This is a genomic window from Burkholderia sp. Bp9031 (assembly GCF_003857965.1).
In the GTDB taxonomy this organism is placed as follows: Bacteria; Pseudomonadota; Gammaproteobacteria; order Burkholderiales; family Burkholderiaceae; genus Burkholderia; species Burkholderia ambifaria_A.
In genome coordinates this window covers 1-23,181 of record NZ_QTPW01000004.1, presented here as the reverse complement: position 1 = coordinate 23,181, position 23,181 = coordinate 1, and the positions used below count along the sequence as shown (strand labels likewise).

The 23,181-nt window shown below is 66.8% G+C and carries 21 protein-coding genes and 1 pseudogene; 8 read left to right on the top strand and 14 right to left on the bottom strand.

Annotation, left to right across the window (positions count from 1 at the left end):
* Window positions 1–258: 258 nt before the first annotated feature.
* The 3 genes from DIE15_RS06760 to DIE15_RS06750 are packed head-to-tail and all read left to right on the top strand — an operon-like array spanning window position 259 to window position 3,233.
* Entirely contained in the window at window positions 259–1,215 is a 957-nt protein-coding gene (locus tag DIE15_RS06760) for an ABC transporter substrate-binding protein (RefSeq protein ID WP_124832735.1), read from the top strand.
* A 1-nt stretch (window position 1,216) separates the two neighbouring features.
* The gene (locus DIE15_RS06755; RefSeq protein WP_057923784.1) at window positions 1,217–2,521 is read left to right on the top strand and encodes a dicarboxylate/amino acid:cation symporter; all 1,305 of its coding nucleotides are present in this window, start codon (window positions 1,217–1,219) and stop codon (window positions 2,519–2,521) included.
* 10 nt (window positions 2,522–2,531) lie between these two features.
* Window positions 2,532–3,233 carry an aspartate/glutamate racemase family protein gene (locus DIE15_RS06750; protein WP_057923783.1) on the top strand — a complete coding sequence of 234 codons (702 nt, stop codon included), beginning with the start codon at window positions 2,532–2,534 and terminating at the stop codon, window positions 3,231–3,233.
* A 57-nt stretch (window positions 3,234–3,290) separates the two neighbouring features.
* On the opposite strand, the gene DIE15_RS06745 is transcribed toward DIE15_RS06750, so the two are convergent.
* The 4 genes from DIE15_RS06745 to DIE15_RS06735 form a co-directional block, all read right to left on the bottom strand.
* Window positions 3,291–3,656, bottom strand: coding sequence for a type II toxin-antitoxin system VapC family toxin (locus DIE15_RS06745; RefSeq protein ID WP_057923782.1), 366 nt, complete (start codon window positions 3,654–3,656; stop codon window positions 3,291–3,293).
* Window positions 3,650–3,826 carry a hypothetical protein gene (locus tag DIE15_RS36890; protein WP_162840540.1) on the bottom strand — a complete coding sequence of 59 codons (177 nt, stop codon included), beginning with the start codon at window positions 3,824–3,826 and terminating at the stop codon, window positions 3,650–3,652. The genes DIE15_RS06745 and DIE15_RS36890 overlap by 7 nt, the downstream gene beginning before the upstream one ends.
* The gene (locus DIE15_RS06740) at window positions 3,820–4,038 is read right to left on the bottom strand and encodes a ribbon-helix-helix protein, CopG family (protein ID WP_057923781.1); all 219 of its coding nucleotides are present in this window, start codon (window positions 4,036–4,038) and stop codon (window positions 3,820–3,822) included. Before DIE15_RS06740 ends, DIE15_RS36890 begins: the two co-directional genes overlap by 7 nt.
* Before the next feature lie 111 nt (window positions 4,039–4,149).
* Entirely contained in the window at window positions 4,150–5,043 is an 894-nt protein-coding gene (locus DIE15_RS06735) for a LysR substrate-binding domain-containing protein (RefSeq protein ID WP_124832734.1), read from the bottom strand.
* Between the two features lie 177 nt (window positions 5,044–5,220).
* Here DIE15_RS06735 and DIE15_RS06730 point away from each other — a divergent pair, with 177 nt between their 5' ends.
* From DIE15_RS06730 to DIE15_RS06720, 3 genes are read left to right on the top strand one after another with little or no spacing between them, the layout of a single operon-like run.
* A complete protein-coding gene (locus DIE15_RS06730; RefSeq protein ID WP_124832733.1) occupies window positions 5,221–6,387 on the top strand; it encodes a branched-chain amino acid ABC transporter substrate-binding protein in 1,167 nt (388 codons plus the stop codon).
* A 17-nt stretch (window positions 6,388–6,404) separates the two neighbouring features.
* Entirely contained in the window at window positions 6,405–6,944 is a 540-nt protein-coding gene (locus DIE15_RS06725) for an L-2-amino-thiazoline-4-carboxylic acid hydrolase (RefSeq protein ID WP_124832732.1), read from the top strand.
* Window positions 6,937–8,193, top strand: coding sequence for a Zn-dependent hydrolase (locus tag DIE15_RS06720; RefSeq protein WP_124832731.1), 1,257 nt, complete (start codon window positions 6,937–6,939; stop codon window positions 8,191–8,193). Before DIE15_RS06725 ends, DIE15_RS06720 begins: the two co-directional genes overlap by 8 nt.
* A 21-nt stretch (window positions 8,194–8,214) precedes the next feature.
* Here the strand turns inward: DIE15_RS06720 and DIE15_RS06715 are convergent, their stop codons facing one another.
* The 9 genes from DIE15_RS06715 to DIE15_RS06675 all read right to left on the bottom strand — a co-directional run bounded on the left by DIE15_RS06715 (window position 8,215) and on the right by DIE15_RS06675 (window position 20,673).
* Window positions 8,215–9,051: a cytochrome c gene (locus DIE15_RS06715; RefSeq protein WP_057923778.1), complete on the bottom strand. Its 837-nt coding sequence runs from the start codon at window positions 9,049–9,051 to the stop codon at window positions 8,215–8,217.
* A gap of 274 nt (window positions 9,052–9,325) precedes the next feature.
* A complete protein-coding gene (locus DIE15_RS06710) occupies window positions 9,326–10,591 on the bottom strand; it encodes a hypothetical protein (protein WP_244104852.1) in 1,266 nt (421 codons plus the stop codon).
* 32 nt (window positions 10,592–10,623) lie between these two features.
* Window positions 10,624–12,447, bottom strand: coding sequence for a glutamine--fructose-6-phosphate transaminase (isomerizing) (gene glmS, locus DIE15_RS06705; protein WP_124832730.1), 1,824 nt, complete (start codon window positions 12,445–12,447; stop codon window positions 10,624–10,626).
* A 118-nt stretch (window positions 12,448–12,565) separates the two neighbouring features.
* A complete protein-coding gene (locus DIE15_RS06700; RefSeq protein ID WP_124832729.1) occupies window positions 12,566–13,054 on the bottom strand; it encodes a Biofilm PGA synthesis auxiliary protein PgaD in 489 nt (162 codons plus the stop codon).
* The gene (gene pgaC / locus DIE15_RS06695; RefSeq protein WP_124832728.1) at window positions 13,032–14,303 is read right to left on the bottom strand and encodes a poly-beta-1,6-N-acetyl-D-glucosamine synthase; all 1,272 of its coding nucleotides are present in this window, start codon (window positions 14,301–14,303) and stop codon (window positions 13,032–13,034) included. The genes DIE15_RS06700 and pgaC overlap by 23 nt, the downstream gene beginning before the upstream one ends.
* A complete protein-coding gene (pgaB, locus tag DIE15_RS06690) occupies window positions 14,300–16,393 on the bottom strand; it encodes a poly-beta-1,6-N-acetyl-D-glucosamine N-deacetylase PgaB (protein ID WP_124832727.1) in 2,094 nt (697 codons plus the stop codon). The genes pgaC and pgaB overlap by 4 nt, the downstream gene beginning before the upstream one ends.
* A gap of 15 nt (window positions 16,394–16,408) precedes the next feature.
* Window positions 16,409–19,294: a poly-beta-1,6 N-acetyl-D-glucosamine export porin PgaA gene (gene pgaA / locus DIE15_RS06685; protein ID WP_124832726.1), complete on the bottom strand. Its 2,886-nt coding sequence runs from the start codon at window positions 19,292–19,294 to the stop codon at window positions 16,409–16,411.
* A 104-nt stretch (window positions 19,295–19,398) separates the two neighbouring features.
* Entirely contained in the window at window positions 19,399–20,166 is a 768-nt protein-coding gene (locus DIE15_RS06680) for a hypothetical protein (protein WP_124832725.1), read from the bottom strand.
* Between the two features lie 75 nt (window positions 20,167–20,241).
* Entirely contained in the window at window positions 20,242–20,673 is a 432-nt protein-coding gene (locus tag DIE15_RS06675; RefSeq protein WP_124832724.1) for a hypothetical protein, read from the bottom strand.
* 86 nt (window positions 20,674–20,759) lie between these two features.
* On the opposite strand from DIE15_RS06675, the gene DIE15_RS06670 reads away from it, so the two are divergent.
* Window positions 20,760–20,969, top strand: coding sequence for a hypothetical protein (locus tag DIE15_RS06670; RefSeq protein ID WP_124832723.1), 210 nt, complete (start codon window positions 20,760–20,762; stop codon window positions 20,967–20,969).
* A gap of 386 nt (window positions 20,970–21,355) precedes the next feature.
* On the opposite strand, the gene DIE15_RS06665 is transcribed toward DIE15_RS06670, so the two are convergent.
* Window positions 21,356–22,351, bottom strand: a complete 996-nt coding sequence (locus tag DIE15_RS06665; protein WP_124832722.1) for a LysR substrate-binding domain-containing protein — start codon at window positions 22,349–22,351, stop codon at window positions 21,356–21,358.
* Window positions 22,352–23,035: 684 nt separating this feature from the next.
* On the opposite strand from DIE15_RS06665, the pseudogene DIE15_RS06660 reads away from it, so the two are divergent.
* Window positions 23,036–23,181 (top strand): annotated as a pseudogene (locus DIE15_RS06660) (circularly permuted type 2 ATP-grasp protein); the annotation flags it as partial.

The following is a 23,181-nucleotide window of genomic DNA, read 5'->3' as shown; positions in this document are numbered from 1 at the left end:
TTGTGAAATTGCTTGTTTTAATCCGCGGCATCGGGAATTTCTATCTGCTTCCGGCCCTCGTTCCGGCGGGCCATCCGGACGGCCCGTGCCGTCCGGGCCGGGCCTTCCGGCGGATTTCGGCCAGTTGGCGCTTCTGACACATTGGGCGTGCGGGAGCGGGCGGCGCCAAGCAACGGCCACGCGCTCCGCGCCAGGGCCCGGCGCCCGTTCGGCACGAACGGCTGCGCGGTCGTTCGACACGCTCCGTCCCACTTCGCCATGAACCTCTTTTCCGGACGCGCCGCACGCGCGCTGCTTGCGTGGTTTCGCGCCATCCTTCTCGAGCGCCGATGCCTGCGTCGGCATTTGCGCGGCACGCTCTGGGCAATCGTCGTCGTGTCGTGCGCCGCGCCGGCGCTGGCCGTCGATACCGCCGCGCCGGCCGTGCCGGCGGCGCCCGCCATCACGGCCAGCGGGCTCGTGCAGATGCCCGACGGCCGGCTGCTCGCGCCGGAGTTCGCGCGTATCGTCACGCGCGGCACGCTCGTCGTCGCGGTGCTCGGCGTCGATCAGCCGCCGTTCTTCATGTCGCGCAGCGGCGCATTGGCGGGCGTCGACATCGACCTCGCCGACGAACTTGCGAAGAAGCTCGGCGTGTCCGTGCAGTTCGACCGCGATGCGCGCACGTTCGACGACGTCGTTCAACTGCTCGCAACGGGGCAGGCCGACGTCGCGATCAGCAAGCTGTCGCGCACGTTGCCGCGGGCGCAGGTGATCCGCTTCAGCGCGCCGTATATCAGCCTGCGGCGCGCGCTGCTGATCAACCGCGTCCGCTTCGCGGAACTCGCGAAAGGGCGGCCGCTGCCCGAAGTCGTGCGCGACTACCGCGGCACGATCGGTGTCGTCGCGGGCTCGGCCTACGCCGAATACGTGCGCAGCGACTTCCCGGCCGCGCAGGTGCGCAGCTATCCGAGCTGGCAGGCGACGCTCGACGCGCTGAACGCCGGCGCGGTCACGGCCGTGTATCGCGACGAGCTCGCGATAAAGGTCGTGATGCAGGACGACCCGTCCGCGCCGATCCGGCTGCGCGTCGCGACCTTCGACGACCTGACCGATGCGCTCGCCGTCGGCGTGCCGGTGTCCGCGCCGACGCTGCTCGCGTTCGTCAACCAGTTCCTGGCCGAGCGCAACAAGCGGCTCGACGTGAAATCCCTGCTCGATGCGATGGGTCACTAGCATGAACATGAACGAGAACATCCGGATCACACCCCGCATCGAGCGGCTGCATGCGTTCGCGATCCATCCGCTCACGGTATTCGGCAGCCTCGCGCTCGGGATCGTGGCGGGCGCGCTGTGGCCGGCGGCCGCGCCGAAGTTCGACTACGTGGGCCAGGTGTACGTCGGCCTGCTCAAGATGACGGCGCTGCCGTTCATGACCGCCGCCGTGATCTTCAGCCTGCAGCGGCTGCTGCGCGACGGCAACGCGTCGGATCTCGTGATGCGCGTGATCACGATCTTCGGCTGCGTGTCGGTGTTCGTCGTGGTGGTCGGCGCGGTCGTGCTGATCGCGATGCGCCCGGGCGAGCATCTGTCGACCGCGACGCTGAAGGCGTTCGGCGCGCTCGTCGGCAGCGACGGCGCGGCGAGCGATACCGTGATGACGCTGTACGGCACCGACCCCGCGGAGAAGTCGTCGGGTCTCGCCGACATGCTGATCGCGCTGGTGCCCGGCAACTTTTTCGCGGCGCTCGCGAGCGGCGACACGCTGAAGGCGCTGGTGTTCTCGCTGTTCTTCGGCTTCGCGTCGGGGCGCGTGCCGGCGAGCATCTCGGCGGCGCTGAGCCAGACGCTGGAGACCGTGTATTTCACGTGCCAGAAAATCATGCACTGGCTCGCGTATCCGACGCCGATCGTGCTGTTCTGCGGCGGCGCCGCGCAGATCGGCACGTCCGGGTTCGGGCCGCTCGAGGCGATGGTCCGCTTCGTCGCGGCGTTCGTCGTCGTCACCCTCGTGCTGATCGCGGCGGCGATCGCCGTGATCTGGAAGCGCTCGGGCGCGACGCTGGCCGAGACGCTCGCCGGGTTGCGCACGCCGTTCGCGATGGCGCTCGCCACGCGCAGCAGCGTGGCCTGCATGCCGAGCATGATCGAGTGCCTGGCCGACGGCTTCGGCTTTGCACGCGCGCGCGTCGAGCTGGTCGTGCCGCTCGCCGTGTCGCTGCTGCGCGTCGGGCCGATGGTCTATTACGCAAGCGCGACGCTGTTCGTCGCGCAACTCTACGAACGCTCGCTCGGCCCGGGCGAGCTTTGTGTCGTGCTGGTCGCATCGGTGCTGGCCGGGTTTGCGTCGACCGGCACGTCGGGCGTCGTGACGGTGTCGCTTGCCGGAATGGCATGCGCGGCGCTGCACCTGCCTTTCGAGGCCGCGTTCGTGCTGTTCGCGGCGGTCGATCCGTTCTGCGAGATATTGCGCACGTTGTTGCTGGTGATCGGCAACTCGGCCGTCGTATCCGCGATCTGCGCGCGGCCGCCGCGCGCGTGAAGGAGACATCATGGCGCTCGTCGGCGTATTGGGCGGAATGGGGCCGCTGGCCACGGTCGACTTCATGCATCGCGTGATTCGCTTGACGCGCGCGCGCTGCGATCAGGAGCACCTGCCGATGATCGTCGCGAACCTGACGCAGACGCCCGATCGCTCGCGCGCGATCATCGGCGGCGGGGCCGATCCGCTGCCGGCACTGCTCGACGGCGTCGCGCTGCTGAACCGCTGCGGTGTCGACGTGATCGCGATTCCGTGCAACTCGGCGCATCACTGGTATGCGCCGCTGCGCGAACGCAGCGCGGTGCCGATCCTGCATATCGTCGAGGCATCGGTGGCCGCGTTGCCGGCCGGCGTGCGGCGTGTCGCGGTGCTCGCCACCGGCGGCACGCTGGTATCGGGCTTCTACCAGGCAGCGCTGCGTGCGCGCGGATTCGAGCCGGTGATGCCGGGCGTAGCCGCGCAGCGCGATATCGCCGCGTGCATCGCGGCCGTCAAGGCGGGGAAGATCGATGCGTCGGTGCGGTGCCTGTCACGCGCGCTCGCGACGCTGGCGCGACGCGACGCGGGTGTCGCGGTGATGGGCTGCACGGAGATTCCGATCGCCGCGCGGGCGTTGCGCGATGCGCCGTTCGCGTTGGTCGACAGCACGCAGGAGCTGGCGCGCGCGACGGTCGCCTATGCGGCCGAGCGAGGATGGGGGCGGGCAGTGTGATGCGCGGCGACGGCGCGATGCGCGGACCTCCGGCATGCATGACGGACTTCGCTCGCGCTAGATCCGATAGGGTGCCCGCACGCCCGGCTCGGTGAGCGGAAAATCCTTCGTGTTGCGCGATACGAGCAGCAGGCCGTTCACTTGCGCCGATGCCCAGACGATTGCATCGGGCAGACGAATGCGACGTTCCTTGCGAATCGTTACGGCGCGATTGGCCACCGTGCTGTCGAGCGGGATGATGTCGAACGACGAAAGCCACGCGCGGATCGGCGCATCGTCGCCGGCCGTCGTGCCGACCAGAACTTCCATCCAGGTCACGATGCTGATCGCCCGATAGTCGTAGCGGGCCAGCTCCGCGCGCGCGGACTCCACGCCGCCGAGATAGTCGATCAGGATGTTGGTGTCGAAGAGTGCCTTTACCATTCCGCGCGCAGTGCCTCCTGATAGGCGAGCCCGTCGAGCGCACGCGCTTTCCAGAGACCGAACACGGTGCAGGCATGCGGCGGCCGGTGCGGCACGACGCATGCGTGGGCCGCAAGCGCGCGGCCCGAATGCGTGGCCGTGCCGCGGATGTCGAAGAGTGCTTTTACCATTCTGAACGCAGTGCCTCCTGATAGGTGAGCCCGTCGACCGCGCGATCCTTCCACAGGCCGAATACGTTATCGGCATGCGCTCGCTTGTGTTGCGCGATATACGCGTCGATCGCGTCGCGAATGATCGCGGCGCGAGGGCGTTGCTCAGTCTCGACGATGGCGGCCAGTTCGTCGAGCTGGCCATTCGACAGATCGATCAGGATACGGCTCATTGCAGCCTCCGATATATGATATGCATATCATATATATGCATGCGGCCGTCCGCAAGGCGCCGGCTCGCCCGGCAAGCATGACGGCTCGCCGGCAGCCGGCGGCGCGGGCGTTCAGGCGGCGATCTTTCTCAGCCAGTCGGCGAGCCGTCTCGCCCCGTCCGGCATGTCCGCATCCTCGCGCGTGCACAGGTAGTAGTCGCGCCCGTCGTCGAGCGCATGGTCGAACAGCTTCACGAGTTCGCCGCTCGCCAGTTCGCGCTCGACCAGCCGCGGGCGCAGCAGCGCCGCGCCGAGATCCGCGCGCGCGGCGCTCAGCGTCAGTTGCCCGTCCTCGAACATCGGCCCCACCGCGTGCGACACGTGCCGCACGCCGGCGCCCTGCAGCCAGTTGACCCAGGTGCTGCGATCCTCGTCGTGCACGAGCGGCGCGTGCGCGAGATCGGCCGGAGTGCGGAACGGCCCGTGGCGTTTCAGGAATGTCGGGCTGCACATCGGCACCATCGCGCCCGGCAGAAGCCGTTCGCAGCGATAGCCGGGCCAGTCGCCGGTGCCGAAGCGGATCGACAGGTCCGACGCGTCGCTTCGATAGTTGCGGTGATGCGCATACAGCACGGTCACGTCGACGTCGGTGTTGTCGGCGAGGAACGCATGCAGCCGGGGGATGAACCAGCCGATGCCGAGCAGCGGAATCAGGCTGATCGTGATCTGCCGCAGCGACGACCGGTCGCGCACGAAGCGCGTCGCGCTGCGCAGCACCGAGAACGCGGCGCTGATCGAGCGGTAATAGTCGCGCCCCTCGTCGGTGAGTGCGAGCAGCCGGCCTTCGCGCACGGTCAGCGGCGTCTGGATGAACGCTTCGAGCAGTTGCAACTGGTGGCTGACCGCGGATGGCGTGATGTCGAGCTCGCGCGCGGACGCGGTGACCGACCCGAGGCGCGCGAATGCCTCGAACGCGCGGACGGCACGCAGCGGCGGATCGTGTGGCAATTGTTCGATATTTTTCATGTATCGAATTTTATCGAAAAATCAGGGTAAGTGACAACGTGAAAATACCCTGTATTTACAGGCAATTACGTTATTGTGTCGGGAATGGCATAAGCATCCAACAATTGAGTATTTGGGGCGAAGATGCTGAATATTTAATATTTTTCATGTTTTGATCCGAATCACTGACCCCCGCACATGAAAATCGCTTTTCTTCCCGCCAGCCTCGCATTCTCCGTGGCCACGCTGATCGCTGCCGTTCCCGCCTTCGCGCAGTCCGCGCCGCAGACGATCCTGATCGGTCTTGCCGCGCCGCTCACCGGCCCGTCCGCGCGGATCGGCAAGGACCTGCAGAACGGCGCGCAGCTCGCGATCGACGACGCGAACGCGAAGCATCCGAGCATCGGCGGCAAGCCGGTCGTCTACAAGCTCGTCGCGGCCGACGACCAATCCGATCCGCGCACGGCCGTCGCGGTCGCGCAGCAACTGGTCGATCAGCACGTGATCGGCGTCGTCGGTCACTGGAATACGGGCTGCAGCGTGCCGGCGTCGCGCGTCTATCGCGATGCGGGCATCCCGCAGATCGCGCCGGCATCCACCGGCCACCCGTACACGCAGCAGGGCTATGCGACGGCGTTCCGCATCATGGGTCACGACGATACGGGCGGCAACTTCACCGGTGCCTATGCGGTGAAGACGCTGAAGGCGAAGCGCATCGCGGTGATCGACGATCGCACGTCGTTCGGCGCGGGGCTGGCCGACCAGTTCATCAAGGGCGTGCAGGCGAACGGCGGCACGATCGTCGATCGCCAGTACGTGAACGACAAGACGACCGATTTCAGCGGCGTGCTGACCGCGATCAAGGGCAAGCGCGCGGATCTCGTGTTCTTCGGCGGGCTCGACGCGCAGGCCGCGCCGATCGCGCGCCGGATGCGCCAGCTCGGCGTGAGCGCGCCGCTGCTCGGCGCCGGCGGTTTCGTGAGCCAGACCTTCCTGTCGCTCGCGGGCAAGGACGGCGACGGCGTGACGGCGCTCGAGCCGGGCCTGCCGCTCGACCGGATGCCGGGCGGCAAGGCATTCGATACGCAATACCGCGCACGCTTCCACGCGCCGATCGAACTGCATGCGCCGTTCGCGTACGACGCGGCCGCCACGCTGATCGCGGCCGCGCAGAAGGCCGGCACGACGCAGCCCGCGAAGCTGGTCGCGGCGGTGCGCGCGATCGACCGGCCCGGCGTGACCGGCCGGGTCGCGTTCGATCAGCAAGGCAACCTGAAGGACCCTGCGTTCACGATCTACCAGGTACGCGACGGCAAGTGGGCCGTCGTCGACGTGCTCGGCGGCGCGCGCACCGCAACGAAATGACGATGGAGACGAACCCCATGACCGACACGACCCATGCATCCGCGGCGGCACCCGAGGACACGCGCCTTGGCATCCTCGCGCGGCGCCGCATCGAAGCGGAAATCATCAAGCCGATCTACGAGATCATGAAGCGCGAGTTCGGCACCGAGCGCGCGCAGGCCGTGATCGCCGAAGCCGTGCGCGGCGCGGCTGTCGACGCAGGCCGCACGTTCGCCGCGCAGGAGCACGACGGCACGAGCGTGCAGTCGTTCATCGCGCTGCAGGTGCTGTGGGAGAAGGACGACGCGCTCGACGTCGAGGTGCATCGCGCGGACGACGCGCACTACGACTACGACGTGCATCGCTGCAGCTATGCGGAGATGTATCACGCGATGGGGCTCGGCGAGATCGGCCACCTGCTGAGCTGCGCGCGCGACAGCTACTTCATCGAGGGTTACGACCCGCGCATCGCGCTGACGCGCACGAGCACGATCATGCAGGGCGGCAAGCGCTGCGATTTCCGCTATGCGCTGCAGGCCGCGCCGCGCGACGATGCAGCGGAGGCCGGCAATGCATGACGACCTCGCGGGCGTACTGCGCGTCGACGGCGCGCGGCTGTGGGCATCGCTCGAACGGATGGCGCAGATCGGCGCGACGCCGAAGGGCGGCGTCTGCCGTCTCGCGCTGACCGATCTCGACCGCGAGTCGCGCGACCTGTTCGTGCAGTGGGCGCGCGACGCCGGCTGCACGGTGCGGGTGGACCAGATGGGCAACGTGTTCGCACGACGCGCGGGCCGCAATCCCGACGCCGCACCGGTGATGACGGGCTCGCACGCCGATTCGCAGCCGACCGGCGGCCGCTACGACGGCATCTACGGCGTGCTCGGCGGCCTCGAGGTCGTGCGTGCGCTCAACGATGCGGGCATCGAGACCGAGCGCCCGATCGACGTCGTGATCTGGACCAACGAGGAAGGCTCGCGCTTCGCGCCGGCGATGATCTCGGCCGGTGTGTTCTCGGGCGTCTATCCGCTCGAATACGGGTTGTCCCGCACCGACGGCGCAGGCAAGACGATCGGCGAGGAACTCGCGCGGATCGGCTACGCGGGCGCCGAGCCCGTCGGCGGCTATCCGGTGCATGCCGCATACGAACTGCATATCGAACAGGGCGCGATTCTCGAACGCGCGGGCAAGACGATCGGCGTCGTGACGGCCGGGCAGGGGCAGCGTTGGTACGAGGTGACGCTGACGGGCGTCGATGCGCACGCGGGCACGACGCCGATGGAGTTCCGGCGCGACACGCTGGTGGGTGCCGCGCGGATGATCGAGTTCGTCGATGCGCTCGGCCGTCGCCATTCGCCACACGCGCGCGCGACGGTCGGGATGATCGAGGCGCGGCCGAATTCGCGCAACACGGTGCCGGGCGGCTGCTTCTTCACGGTCGAGTTCCGCCATCCCGACGATGCGGTGCTCGATGAACTCGATGCGGCGCTGCGTGCGGAGCTGGCGCGCGTGGCGGCCGACGCCGGCCTCGGCGCACAGATCGAGCAGATTTTCACATATCCGCCGGTGCCGTTCGCGCCACGCTGCATCGACGCGGTGCGCGACGCGGCGCAGGCACTCGGGCTGTCGCACATGGACATCGTGTCCGGTGCGGGCCATGACGCGTGCTATGTCGCGCGCGTCGCGCCGACCGGCATGATCTTCGTGCCCTGCGTCGACGGACTGAGCCACAACGAGGCCGAGGCGATCACGCCGGAATGGTCGGCGGCAGGCGCCGACGTGCTGCTGCGCGCGGTGCTGCAGAGCGCGCAGGAAGCGGGCGCCTGATGGGCACGTGACAGGCGCGGCTTACTTGCCGGCCTTGCGCCGCGCCATGTACGTGAGGTACGCGACGACCTGGTCGAGCTCCCGGTCGCTCAGCTGATCGGGCGGAAACGCCGGCATCGCGCGGCCCGGCCAGTCGCGCACCGATGCCGGATTGCGGATGTAGCGGCGCAGCGCGGCGGGCTGGAAGTAGTCGACCGGATTCATCGGCGCGTTCAGGTCGGGGCCGGCCTGGCTGCTGCCCGCGCCGTCGAGACGATGGCATGCGAGGCATTGCGTGACGAATAGTCGCTGGCCCGCGCGGGCCGGATCGTTCGCAGGCAGCGCCGGATCGACGGCGAGCGACGGCCAGCGCGCGAGCGGCGACGATTCGATCGTGATGCGCACGATCTGATACGGCCACTGTTCGCCCCGTACCGACGACGCGTCCGGTCCCAACCACACGAGATAGAACGGCCCTGCGCTGACCTGCTTGCCCGGCAGCTTCGGCCACGGGTGCGCAGGATCCTCGATCGCGAGCCATGCGACGGCGCCGGCCGGTGTGCGGCGGCGCGCGAGATCCAGCGGCAATTGTGCGGCGAAACCGTCGGCCGCGCGTGTTTCGAGCACGCCGTCGGCAGGCAATGGCGTGTCGCCGAGCAGGGCGGCGAACGGCACCGCGCGGAACGTCATCGGCCGGCCGTACGCAATGTCGCGCGGCACGTGGATGTCCGTCGCGTCGGTGCGCGCGAGCAGCGCCTGGCGCGTCAGGACGCGCGGCGTGCCGCCGGTCTCGAGCTCGAGCGAGCCCTGTGCTGACGCGCGCGTGGCGATCAGGCACACCGTCAGCAGCAACAGCGAAAACCACTGGCGCTTCAGCATTCGTTCTCCGTGGCGGGGCGTTCTGGCGGCGGCATAGGACGCGTGCGCCGCGGCCGATGAAGGAATCGGGCGACAGTCTATCCGCTACGGGCGGCGCTGGCGACTGCAGCGCGAAAGCATGGGCGTGGCCGGGAGCGGGCCGGCCGGCCGGCAGGCAGCAGCGTGTCCAGCTACCCGGCCGCCGAATGCGTGCGGAGCGATCGCGCCGTACGATTCGGGCAGCGGCGCAAATGCGCGGGCGAATCGCGTCGATCCGGATCGACGCGCCACGATCTCAATGTGTCGGACACTGCGCGTCGGCCTTCGGCAACGGCGCTTCCCGTGCGGTGTCAAAATCCGCTTCGCGCGTCCCGGACGGTGTCAGCGATACGAAATGCATCGCCCCGTCGCGTGCCGGGAACCCGGCGATGCCGGTCGCGCCCCACGGAACCGGCGAGCGCTGCACGCCGCTCACCGACATGCCCGTTGGCGAAAGCGCCAGCGTCAGAAGCCGCCCGTCGCGAGTCGGCACATACGCATGCGTGCCGTCGACGCCGATCCCGGACTCGCGCACCGACGCCGGCAGGCAGTCGAGCGTGGCGAGGCGACGCCCGTCCGGATCGATCAGCATCGCGACGCCGTGATGGTCAGCGGTCGTCGTGACGACGATGAAACGGTCGACCGCCGGCACATAGGCCGACGAATACACGTAGTACTGGATCGCGTCGTTCAGCGGCCCGAGCGTGTCGAGCTTCGCCGTGACCGGATCGAACATCGCGTATTCGAGCGTCGCGTCCGTGCTGCCTTCGATGTATTTCTGCCAGACCAGCAGCGCGCGGTGCGGCGAGCCCGCGACCACGGGCCACCACTCGCGGCGGTGCGGCGCGACCGACACATGGTTCAGCACGCGTCCTTCGGCATCGTAGGTTTTCACGTAGACGCCGTCGCCGGTGCCGAGGTTGTCGACGCCGCCGCCGTCGATCCAGTCTGCGGAATAGAACACGACGAAGCGTTCGCCCACCGCGGCGACGTGCCCCGAGTGGCCGCCCGCCTCGACATCGTTCGGGTAGGGCTTGATCGGCTTCAGGTCGCGCCGATAGACGCCGTATCGCTGGCTGACCACCTGCGGCGTGTTCCAGCCGTCCTCGAACGTGACGAAGATGTCGCCGCGCGGATTCTGCGCGATCGATACGGGTTCCTGCGCTTCCGGGCGGCTGATGAACGTATGGACGCGCAGCAAGCGCGGCTTGCCCGGCAGCCACTGGCCGACATACACGTCATGCGGCCAGTTGCCGTTGCGCAGCGCGCCGTGCGGCACGATGCCCGAACTGCTGAAGAACACCCAGCGCCGCCCGCCGCCGGCGTCGGCCACGCCGATCCCGTGCATGAAGCGCCGCGGGTCGCCGCTTTCCGGTGGCGCCGCGGGTTCCTGCACGGCGACCGTATGCACGACCGGTGCGCCGGCGCACGTGTACGACGGCGTGGCGACGGCACCGCACGCGCCGCACAGCGCGGTTGCGACGCGCCACGCGGCGGCACGCCGGGCCGCGTGTGTGCGCATGGAAAATGCGTGCGCCACGAACGGCCGTCGCATCATTCGACGGTGACCGATTTCGCGAGGTTGCGCGGCTTGTCGACGTCGGCGCCGCGCGCGCAGCCGACGTGATACGCGAGCAACTGCAGCGGGATCACGTTGACGATCGGCGACAGCGCGTCGCCCGATTCGCGCACGCGGATCAGGTGCGTGTCGCGGTCGGTGTCGATCTCGAGATGATTGCCCGCGAGCACGTACAGCCGTCCGCCGCGTGCGCGCACCTCGGCCATGTTGGACTTCAGCTTCTGGAACAGGCGGTCGTCCGGTGCGATCGTGACGACCGGCATCGCGCTCGTGACGAGCGCGAGCGGGCCATGCTTCAGCTCGCCGGCCGGATAGCCTTCCGCATGGATGTACGACACTTCCTTGAGCTTCAGCGCACCTTCCAGCGCGATCGGATAGTGAATGCCGCGACCGAGGAACAGCGCGTTCTCGGTGCGCGCGAACTTTGCGGCCCAGCCCATGATCTGCGTTTCGAGCGCGAGTGCGTGGCCGATGCGCTCCGGCAGTTCGTGCAGCTTCTTCAGGTGCATTGCCACATGCGCCGCGTCGAGCCGGCCGCGCTGCTGCGCAAGCGCCAGCGTCAGCAGGAACAGCGCGACGAGCTGCGTCGTGAACGCCTTGGTCGACGCGACGCCGAGCTCGATGCCGGCACGCGTCAGGAAGCAGAGCGGTGCCGTGCGCGCGATCGAGCTGGTCGCGACGTTGCAGATCGCCATCGACAGGTCCTGTCCCATCCCGCGCGCGCGCTCGATCGCGCCGATCGTGTCGGCGGTCTCGCCGGACTGCGAAATGCCGACGACGAGCGTGCGCGGATCGGGCACGGTATCGCGATAGCGGTACTCGCTCGCGATCTCGACTTGTGCGGGGATGCCCGCGATGCCCTCGAGCCAGTATTTCGCCGTCAGGCCCGCGTAGTAGCTGGTGCCGCAGCCGAGCAGCAGCACGCTCCGGGTTCTCGACAACAATGCACGGGTGCTTTCGTTGCCGCCGAACAGCGCGGGCGAGATCGTGTCGATGCCGTCGATCGTGGCGGCGATCGCCTTCGGCTGCTCGAAGATCTCCTTCTGCATGAAGTGCTGGTACGGGCCGAGCGCGGCGTCGTCATTGCGTGCCTTGACCTCGCACAGCGGACGCCTGGCTTCGCATCCGACAGAGTCGACGACGTCGATGCGCTCCGGCGTGATCAGCGCGACGTCGCCGTCTTCCAGGTAGACGAAGCGGTCGGTCAGGTCGCCGAGTGCCGCGCAGTCGGACGCGAGATAATTCTGGTCCGCGCCGATGCCGATCACGAGCGGCGAGCCGGCGCGCGCGGCGACGAGCCGCTGCGGTTCGCGCGCGCTCAGCACGGCGATCGCATACGCGCCGTGCAGCCGCTTGACCGCGCGGATGACGGCATCGAACAGGTCGTCGCGATACACGCTGTGGATCAGGTGCGCGATCACTTCGGTGTCGGTTTCGCCGCGAAACGTATAGCCGCCCTCGCGCAGTTCGGCGCGCAATGCCTCATGGTTTTCGATGATCCCGTTGTGCACGACCGCGATCGTGTCGCCCGACATGATCGGGTGCGCGTTCATTTCCGACGGCGCGCCGTGCGTCGCCCAGCGCGTGTGCGCGATGCAGGTCTGCGCTTCGAGACCGAGCGTCAGCACGCGGTCCTGCAGGTCCGCCACGCGTCGCAACGTGCGTTCGCTGCGCAGGCGGCCATCACGCAGCACGGCGATGCCGCACGAATCGTAGCCGCGATACTCGAGCCGGCTCAGCGCATTGACCAGTTGCGGCACCTGATTCTTCAGGCCGCTTGCTCCGACGATTCCGCACATGATTCACCTCGTCTACAGGAAGTTGCCGGCTGGCGCGCGACGCGCGGCAGCACGATTTCAGGAGCGGTGTCGCGCCGTGCGGCATGCGTCGCGCCCGGCGCGGCACGTTTCCGGTGACCTACTCGCGGGGCTGCGGTCCCGCATGCGCGACCCATTCGATGCCCGAGATCGAGCCGTTCGCGTCGTGCGACGCGACGAGAATGCGCGTCGTGCGCCGCGCACCGCGCCGGCGGGCACCCGCGAGCGCGGTTGCCGGCACCGAGCGCGCCTTTACGCCGGCCGAGCGCCGCAGCATTTTCGACACGCGCAACCGGTACGCGAGCGGATGCACGACGCGCCCGGCGATCAGCCATGTGACGATCGTGCCGGCGATCAGCGCGATGCTCGTCACGTAGAACACGATCTGCTCGATCGGCATCTCGGCCTGGTTGAACGGCAGCAGGTAGCGATACGTATAGATGCAAATCGATGCCCAGACACCCCCGACCAGCGCGGGCCGCACGAGGCGGAACCACGCGACGAGCACGGGTCCGACGATGTTGCCGCGCTCGGCGATCAGTTCGCGCGGCGCGCGCAGGGAAAGGTCAATAATCGGCGCGTTCTTCATGTTGAATGCCTCGGTCGGGACTGACCCAAACGGCGCGTTTGCCGCGGCCCCGCAGTAACACGGCGGGCAGGGCGACGACGGTGGTGATCATGCTGATCAGCCAGAACGCGACGGGGTACCAGATGGTGTCAAGGAAGTACATCAGGAGTTTCTCGTCGTAACGACGATCGATCATGCTGCCGATGATCAGCTGCAGGATGCAGGTCGCGACCAGCAGCATCCCGTGCCAGTGCGGCACCACGGACACATGCCAGCTCTGCGGAAGCGGGTAGACGAGGTCGATCAGCGCGAGCAGCAGGATGAACGACATCGAGTACGCCCACGCGATGCCGATCAGGTACTCGGCGAACAGCGGCCACATCATCATCTGCGTCGGCCGCGCGAGCGTGCCCGCGTACTTGAGCAGCACCTGGATGCCGCCTTTCGACCAGCGCAGCCGCTGCCGGTAGAGCCCCTTCAGCGTCTCGGGCATCAGGATCCAGCTGAGCGCGTGCGGCTCGTACACGACGCGCCAGTCGCGGCACTGCAGTTTCCAGCTGATGTCGATGTCCTCGGTCAGCATGTCCGAGCTCCAGTAGCCGACATCGGCGAGCGCGGTCTTGCGGAACATCGTGATCACGCCCGATACCGTGAAGATGCGGCCGTACACCTGCTGCGTGCGCTTGATCAGCCCGACGATCGACGAGAATTCGCCGACCTGCATGCGCCCCAGCAGCGACGTGCGCGTGCGGATGCGCGGGTTGCCGGTGACTGCGCCGACGCCCGGATCGGTCAGGAAATGCTCGAGCATCCAGCCGATCGCATCGTGCGCGAGCAGCGCGTCGCCGTCGATGCACAGCAGGTAATCCGCGTTCGATACGGCTGCCGCGGTGGTGAGCCCGACCGCCTTGCCCTCGTTGCGCGCGTGATGGATCACGAGCAGCCGCGGGATCTCGACGGCCAGCTCGTTGAGAATCTCGCCGGTGTGGTCCTTGCTGCCGTCGTTGACCGCGATGATGTCGTAGTTCGGGTAGTCCATTGCGTCCAGGTGACGGATCACGCTGCGCGCGTTGGCCGCTTCGTTGAAGCACGGCACGACGATCGAGATCTTCGGGATGCCGCTCGACGCGATCGTGCGCATCGACAGCTCGCGGCCTTCCTCGAGCAGGAAGTAGTGCACGACACCGCCGATCATCCACAGGTACGACATGAAGAACGGATAGTAGAAGACGAAGTCCTGCAGGCGCTGGATGATGCTATGGGTGGTCATGGTGTCTTGGTCCCCTGCGTATGCTGCATCTGCATCAGCGCGTTGATCGAGGTGGGGTCGAGGCGGCTCTTCAGCGACATCACGTCGCGCATCGCATCGAGCTCCGGCTGGCCGTTCAGGAAGTTGTCCGGGTAGTAGCCGAAATTCACCGCGCCTTCGCTGCGCAGCCGCCGCATCTGCGTGAGCAGCGTGCTGGCCGGCACCGCCTTCTGCGCGTGCCAGTCGTACGACTGCAGTTCGAACACGGTGCGCTGCAGCCCGCGCTGCTTCGCGCGCACGGCTTTGACGAGCTGGTCCAGCCAGCCATTGGGATCCTTCGCCTGCTCCATGTACGGCATCGCCATCAGCGCGACGTAGTCGTAGGTGGCGAGGAAATCGTCGTAGTTCTGCGCGTACCACGCTTCCGATTCGGGCTTGAGCACCGGCATCGCGAAGATGTTGCGCACGGTCAGCACGTCGCCCACGTTCTGGTGGGCCAGCACGATCTGTTCGAGCTGGCGGGTCAGGTCGATCAGATAGCGCGACTTCTGGCGCGTCCAGCGCTTCATCAGGTCGGGGTTCTCGCGGATCTTGCCGACGTCGGCCGGCAGCCCCCACTGAGCATAGGTGCGCAGCGCATGCCGGCCCGCATCCTCGTAGTCGTCGAGCACGGCGTCGTCGCTGAACAGGATGCCGCTGAACGACGCGTGCTTGCTGAGATCCTCGTAGATCTGCTCGATCATCAGCCGCGCGTCCGGATCGAACGGGCTCAGCCGGAACATGCGCGTACCGTTCTCGCGGGCCGGTGCGCCGCCGTATGCACTCACGGCCTCGAGCCCGCGCTGCTTGTCGGCCGGCGGCCGGAACGCGAGCACCGGCATCCACGCGTACACCTGCACGTTGGAACGCGTGTTGAGCTGCCACGCGGCGCGCGAGAACAGGTCGGCGCGCATCGGCAGGTGCCGGTTCGGGAAATACACCGCTTCGGCCACGCCGGTGCCTTTCGGGTCCGCATACGCCTGGAGATACACCGATTTCGGCTGCATCCGGTAGATGCGCTCGACCAGCTTGCCGAGATTCGCTTCCTGCCGCCCGGGATCCGGGTCGTAGACCTGGTCGAGATCGACCTGCACGGTGCGCTCGGGCACGTCGACGTCGCCGCGGTTGGACGCCGGCTCGCGCATCGAGCGCTCGAACCCGCCGATGTCGACGTCGTACATCATCAGGATCCGTCTCAGCCGGTCCAGAGGTACGTCCGGCGTATTCGGACCGGAGTCGAGGCTGAACTGGATGTCCATCCCGAGCGACGTCGATATTTGGCGCACGGGCTGGTTTTCCGCGCCGTATGGCCACACCATCGAACGTGCGACGATGCCTGTATGTTCGCGGATCTGCTGCACGCAGGTCTGCAGGTCGTCGTGTACGCGAGCCTGGAATTCGGCGTCGGTTTCATAGCGTTTCTCGTTTTGGAGATAGAGGTGCGACGTGGTCGCCGGCAACTCGTTGCCTTGCGGATTCGCGATTGCGCCATGATGGAGATTGTGGGTATGGCAGCCGAGCTCGACGAGGTTCGACTGGCCGAGCTTCTTCACCTCGTCCCACGACAGGAAGGAGTCGCGCGGCACCTGGATCTTGTCGCTGATGCGGATCGGCGTATCCGGCGGTGTATCGATCCACGCGGTGACGATGCCCATCACGGCCGGATACTTGAAGCGCTCGAGCAGCGGCAGCACCTTCGTGTAGTGGCTGCGAAAGCCGTCGTCGAACGTGAGCAGCACCGCGCGCGGCGGCAGCGGCTTGCCGCCGTGCCGCGACTCTTCGATCTGCTTGACCGTGATGGTGTGGTAGTTGTTGGTCTGCAGCCACGAGAAGATCGCGGTCAGCGTGCCGGTATCGACCGCGAACGGGTCCACCAAAGCCGAAGGTGACGAGAACGATGCCATCAGGTTGTCACGCACGTCATGCATGCAGATCACGCGAAACGTCTTGCCGTCGGCCGGATCGGACGGCGGCAGCAGGTCGATCATCTTGGCATTGGTCACGCCCGGAAACAGCGAACAGGCGGCAAATGCGCCCATGCATCCGCACATGAAGGTCCGTCTTGATTGCATCACTCGATCTCCTTGCTAGAACGGCAGGTTGACCGACAGGAAGCCGGTTTCGGAGCGTTCGCGCTCGCCGTCGTATGCGTGGCTGCTGATCTCGACGCCATAGCTCAGCGTGATGTCGTGCTTGAACGTCCACGCGTGCTCGAGGCGCGCGCTCCACAGCGGGCTCGTGCCGAAACCGCGCTCGTTGTATACGCCGCCAGACACCGATATGCGCTGCTTCAGCCCCATGTCGCCCTTCTTCCACAGCATCAGCTGGTGCATGACGGTCGCCGCGGCCGCGTAGTCGCGGCCCGGGCTGAAGTAGGGCGCGTCCTGGCGCGTGTTGCTGTCGGTGCCGAGATCGAGCGATACGTTGACGAGCTGGTTGGCAGACGTGTACACGCGCTGCGTGGCGGTCGCCGAGATCTCCTGGTGCAGGTTCGAATCGCTGTAGCGGCTCACGCCGTAGCTCAGCTTGACCTCGCGACGGTCGTTCTGGCGATACACGACCGAGACGTTCGCCGAGCGGCCCCAGATGTGCGCGGCATACGCCTTCCACGGCAGCGAGTTGTCGTTGGTGTCGAGCGCGCCACTGACCGTCCAGTAGTCGTTCAGCGCGTATGCGATCGACCCGCGTCCGCCGGTTCGGCCGTCCGAGCCGAACGAGCGCGTGACTTCGCCCTGCACGGTGAGCGGCCCGTGCCGGTAGTCGCCACCGACGCCTGTCCGCGTGCGGCTGACGTTGCCGGAGTCGGTCTGCGCATAGCCGAAGAACGTGTGCGAGAAGACGCGCCAGTTGTCGCCGAACGGTTGCGAATACACATAGCTGTCCGACGTGAAGCTGTTGTCGGCCAGCGCGCTGTTGCCGTGCTCGTAGCTCAGGTCGGTCGTGAACACGGGGCTGCGGTACGCCTTGTAGTCGCGCTTGAAGCCGCGCACGGCGCCGCTGTCCGGGAACGTGTTGCCCAGGGTCTGGTCGACGTACTTCGCGCTCGCATAGTCGTCTGCCGTGAGCGACGCACGGCCGAGGCCCGCGAGCATCTCGACACTGTCCGGGTGGTCGGTCAGCGACGCGCGATACATCGCGATCGCCTGGCGCGGATGCGACTGGCTGGACACCGCGTCGGCGTGTGCGGCGCGAATCTCCGAGTTGAACGGCACCTGTTTCTCGAGTTCTTCGAGTGCGGCGATCCCTTCGTCGGGATGACCCGTGAAGATCAGGTATTGCGCGCGCAGCCGGTAGTAGCGCAGATAGTCGCTTTCTCCCGGACCGACGTTGGTCACCTGTTTGGCCGGCGGCAGCGACTTGCCCATGTCGTCGAGCACCTGCTTCGCGTCCGCCGCGCGTCCCTGGTCGACGTACGACCAGAACAGCCCTTCGCGCAGTTCGATCGGACGCGTGCGCGAACCGTACTGGAAGCCGCGGGTCGCGCGATCCGTCGGTGACGCGGTGGCCTGCTGCAGCGCACGCGCGTAGACGGCGTTCGCCTTGGCCGGCTCGCTCAGGTACAGATAGGCGTCGCCGACGGCCGCCAGCGCGTCGATCGAGATTTCAGCGTTGGACGGAATCGTCTCGAACGTCGCGACGGCCGTCTTCATGTCGCCGCGTGCCGCATAGGCGATCGTGCGATCGCCCGCCAGCGCCGTCCTGACCGGCGTGTATTCGGGCGTGGCCGGCATTCGCTTGTCGAGGTCGTCCGCCGCGCGCAGTGCGCTGTCGAGTCCGTCGAAGCGGTCCGCACTCGTCATCGAGCGCGACTTGTCGCGTCCGCCTCGTACCTGCTGACGAATCGACAGTTCTTCCAGTTGCGCGATGTCGACGGCCGAGAATGCATCGGGCCGCGCCTTCGCTTCCTCGAGCGCCTTGATCGCGCCGCCGCTCGCGGCGAGGCCGAACACGTCGTTGCGCACGGTCGCGACGTCGGCGGTGCGGAGGTTCGGTGCCTGGGCATTCGGCATTTCGACGTCAGGTCCTTGCGATCGTTGCATGGATTCGCCGGGTAGCTGGGCGCCGGGCGTCTGTGAACTCGGCCCTTGGGACGACGGCGATTGCGCGCCCGGCATCTCCGTCACGGGCGCGGGCGAGTTCGGCATCGGCGTGCCGGATGCCTGAGCGGTTTGCGTCGGCGCATTCGGCGGCGTGGTGGTCGCGGCTTGTGCGGGCTGCAGCGGGATGTCCGAGGTATGCGCGCTCGGCGCCGGCGCAGCGGATGCGGATGGATCGGATGTGGTTGGGACGGTATGCGCTGGCGTATCGGGCGATTGAGTGCTGGCGGCCTGTGCAGGCGGCATCTGCGCGACCGGTGCCGGCGTATTCGGCGGTGCGGTGTCGGATGTCTGCGCCAGCTGCATCGGCGCGTCCGGCATCTGCGCGACCGGCGCCGGCGTATTCGGCGGTGCGGTGTCGGATGCCTGCGCCAGCTGCATCGGCGCGTCCGGCGTCTGCGCGGCCGGTGCCGGCGTATTCGGCGGTGCGGTGTCGGATGCCTGCGCCAGCTGCATCGGCGTGTCCCGCGTCTGCGCGACCGGCGCCGGCGTACCCGATGACTGCGCGCCAGGCGCCGGGTCGCTCGATTGCGGCGCTTCCGGTTCCACCACGACCGTGGTCGGCATATTCGATGCCTGAGCGATCTGCACCGACGCGTCGGACGCCTGCGCGATCGGCGTCGGCGCTTGAGGGGGCAGAGCGCCCGAACCCTGGGCGACCTGCATCGGCGCCCCCGTTGGCTGCATGTCGGGCGGCAGCGCATCCCGCGCGCCGTTGGTCCCGGCGATTTCGCGCGCGCTTCCCGGTTCCGCGTCGCCTTCGGCGGCGAAGCAGGGGCCGGACGCGACGAGCAGCAACAGCAATGGCGCATGCAGGAGGATCCGCCGGTTGGACGGAGCGACGGTGGTGCATTGTTGTTTACGATTGTTGGCCACGGTATGTCCTCACTTCGAATCGATCACATCGGTTGCATGCCCGACGACGCTCGTCGCCGACCGTCACGCTGCCGGGTGGCGAGACCCGGCCGCATCCGGCCGGTTCACAGGCGGTTGCGGATCGCTTGTCCAAGCAGCGCGCGCGATTCGCTGTTCTTCGGGTCGATGGCGAGTGCCCGGCTCGCGTTTTGCTCCACGCAGTTCCATTTGTCCATCTGTGCGCACGAGCGCGCCTTGGCCAGGGCGCGGGCGCCTTCCACCTCCTCGCGCGTGACGCTGGCAGCCTCCATGTGCGCCGAGTCTGCGATATACGAATGCGGCTGAACTCTCGGCTCGGGGTCGGTGGGTTTTTTCGTGCGCGCCAGCGTTTGCGAGCGCGACGTCCGGTGCGCTTCGGATGAGCGCGTGGCGCGAGTGCCGGCGGATGCGGCGTGCGCGTTGGCCGCGAGCGTCGTGGATGACCCATGCGCACGGCGCGTGTGCTTCGCGTGAGAGCGGGCCGCCATTTGCGGCCGCACGGTCGGTTCGGCCGCGGCGGACATCACGGGCGCGGCCGCTGCAGACGACGCAGCCGGCGCGGCCTGCGCGACGGTCGATGCGACGCCGGCGGGCGCGGAGGCGCCGGAAGCGTTGTCCGTCACGGCCACAATGGCGTTGCGATATTTCCCGACGGCGGAGCCGATCACGCCGGCGATGTCGTGCGTCACGGTTGTGTGGGATGCGTTGCCTACACCCACGTCGCGCTCGACATACGCGAACGCACCGAAGATCGCGGCAAACGCAACGATGCTGAGCGCCGCATTCCTGCCCGGACCCCAGGAGGGTTTCGGCTGACGGGCGGGCGAGCCGTCCGGTCGATCTGCACGAGTCATTCAATGTTCCTCGCTTCGATGGATGGCGGTGAATGGCGTGATTGCGCGCTGTCGGCACGCGGATTCAGGCGGGGCTCACCATTTCAACTGCGTGGTGAGCGCACCCGTTTCGACGATCGCGAACTGCGTGGCCCCCTGATAGGTTCCTTCGACCCGGTAACTTGCATCGGGCACGCTGAACAGACAGCGCGGCCCCGTTGCCTTGAACTCGACGAGCACGCGTCCATGTCGCCGCAGCCGCACCTGGACGTTCGACAGCGGCTGCCCGGTGCCGCCCGATACGAACGACACGCCGAGGTTGTACGGACGGCCGTCGGGGGGAAGCGGCGCCGTACCGTCGATTCGTCCATCACCGCAGATGTACGAAATCACATATCGCTCCGGGCCCGCACCGGACGCAGGCTTCTCGGTTTGGGTCTGGCCCTGGGCCACGGCATGGATGCAGAGTGCGAATATGACGATGCCGAGGCGCGGGCGAGCATGCTGTTTAAATGACGAGGAAGACATTGCAACCTCCATCCGGAATCGATGACAACGCATTTATTCCGAGTCGAAATTATCTGCGTGCTTTTGCGACATGCTATTGATACACGATGGGTTTTGAACAAACAACTATGTGTAGCCCGAATGGCACACTGTTTAAAATGTCTTATTTAAATAGGATTCTGATTTATTCGACGAATGCCTCTCGGCAGAATAAAGGCGATATTGCCGGACATGAAATTTGCTCAGCGGTAGCGATGACCCGGCGGGAAATTTACGACGTAAGAGGTACCGGAATTCGTGCCGAAAATAATGACTGATAAAAGGAAGTTTTGCCTCTGTATTCAAGGCATCGCGATGAAATCGGTGTACACATTGTAGAAATCGAAAAAGAGGGTGCGACGGCTTTGGCGCGAATCGTCGTTCCATGCAAATCGAAACTTTTATTTTGTTCTGTAACAGGTTATTTCCGCTGTTGAAATCGGCAAGTTATTCGGGAGGGATATTTGTGATAGAAATAAATACAGCTCGGACTCGCAAACGTTTGGCTGTTTTACGCGCTTGATTCAACGTGCGATATTCCATCAAAACCCCGGGCAGGACCGGAAAGTGCTCGTTGCCGGGCGCCGCTGGAATGACGGCGCGACGCCCGGTTATCCGCGCATCGTGCGCCGGCGAGTCAGACGATGAGGGACGGGGATGGGGGCTATCGGCCGCCGCTGGCACTGCGGCGCGCAATGCGTACGGCGGCCGGCGCGATCGGATCGGCCGCGATCGTGCTGTCGGCCGCGGCGCGCGGCCGGTTCATGATGTAGGTCCACAGCTGTTCGGCCGCGAGCCCGCGCTTGCGCGCGGACCGGTACAGGCGAATCTCGAGTTCGGTGATCCAGTCCGCCGAACCCGCGCAGACGAGCGAACCTTCCGCGAGCTCCTTCGCCACGCAGCTTTCCGGCAGCCAGCCGATCCCGTGCCCGGCCACGACCATGCCCTTCAGCGCCTCGGACATGTGCGTCTCGAAGCACCGATGCAGCGCATACGATTCCGACGCGTTCAGCAGCAGCATCTCGACGACGTTCCCGAGGAACGCGCCCGACGAATACGCGAGCAGCGGCAGCGGCGCGTCCGGCGCGCCCGGCAGTTCGAATACCGGCTTGCCGCGCGAGTCGGGCGTCGACACCGGCAGGATCCGTTCGACGCCGAGCGTGACGAACGGGAAGTGGTTCGGATCGAGCACGATCGGCAACTGCGGATGGTGATAGCCGAGCAGCAGGTCGCATTCACCTTCGACGAGCTGCTGCACGCCTTCGGGCACGTTCACCGCGTTGACGCGCGCGGTCACGTGGCCGACTTCGTCATTCAGCTGCTTGAGCCATTCGGGGAACAGCGTGAACACGAGCGTATGCGCGACCGCGAAGCGCACGACCTGGTCGCTTGCCGCGAACTGGTCGTAGCCGTTCACGAGGTTGCGTGCCGCATACATGCTGCGCAGGATGTCCGCCGCCAGCCCGCGGAACATCTGTCCGGCCGGCGTCAGCGCGATCGGGTTGATACTGCGGTCGACCAGCTTCGCGTCCATCCACGTTTCGAGTGCGGCGATTCGTCTGCTGAATGCCGACTGCGTGAGGTGCCGATGACGCGCGGCCCGGGAAAAGCTCTTGGTATCCGCAAGGCTCAGGAAATCTTCCAGCCACTTCGCTTCCATTTCGATCTTCGCTTTTTATGGTCGGCGCCCACCGGGGCGGCGGCGCCGTTTCGCTGCACGAACCTTCTAGCCTACCGTGCCTCGTGCGCAAACAGCCGATGTTTTTTTTCGATCGGTGTCAGTCGAAATATGCATGAGCGTTGTCGGCGGCATTACGGCTGCATAAGTTTGAGGCGCCGAACACGGCTAACCGGTTAGTTCACCGCGTCGAACGCCGGTGCGGCCGCAGACGGTACTTCCCCAGGGCCGGCCGCGCGGATTGCGTGGCTGGCCCGCCTTTCCCCGAGTCCATCGCGACGGCCAGGCAGCGTGCCATCCCGGCCGGCAGGCGGGCGTCGGGGATCGCGAAGCCGAGACGAGGGCGGACGGTGCGGGGGCACGATTCGCCATCACGCGCACGATCGGTGCGCGCGTGCATATGGTGCGGTGCAGATTGCACATTCGTGACACGCGGGGGAACTATGTTCGACAGGCGCGGCATCGGTCGCGCGCGATCGTGGCGCGCCGACGCCGCCCAGAGGGTCTTCGCTGCACCGTCGTGGTGCGGCGTGGCGCACGAACGTGCGCGGCGCGGCGCAAAAAGGGGGGAATCGAGCGGATAGCGCAAGGCACGTTCCTTGCAAAGAAGGTATGACGCCGGTCCGGCATGCGCAATGCCGGGGAAGAACGATGGAGAACAATTCGATGAAACCGTTCGATGAAATGCTGCAATCCGGCGAGATGGTGAGGGCGCCTTACGCGCGCCTGAAGCAATGGCTCGACACGCAGAACCCTGCGAGCCTCGCCCAGAAGGCCCACGATGCGGAAGGTGTGTTCCGCAGGACGGGCAT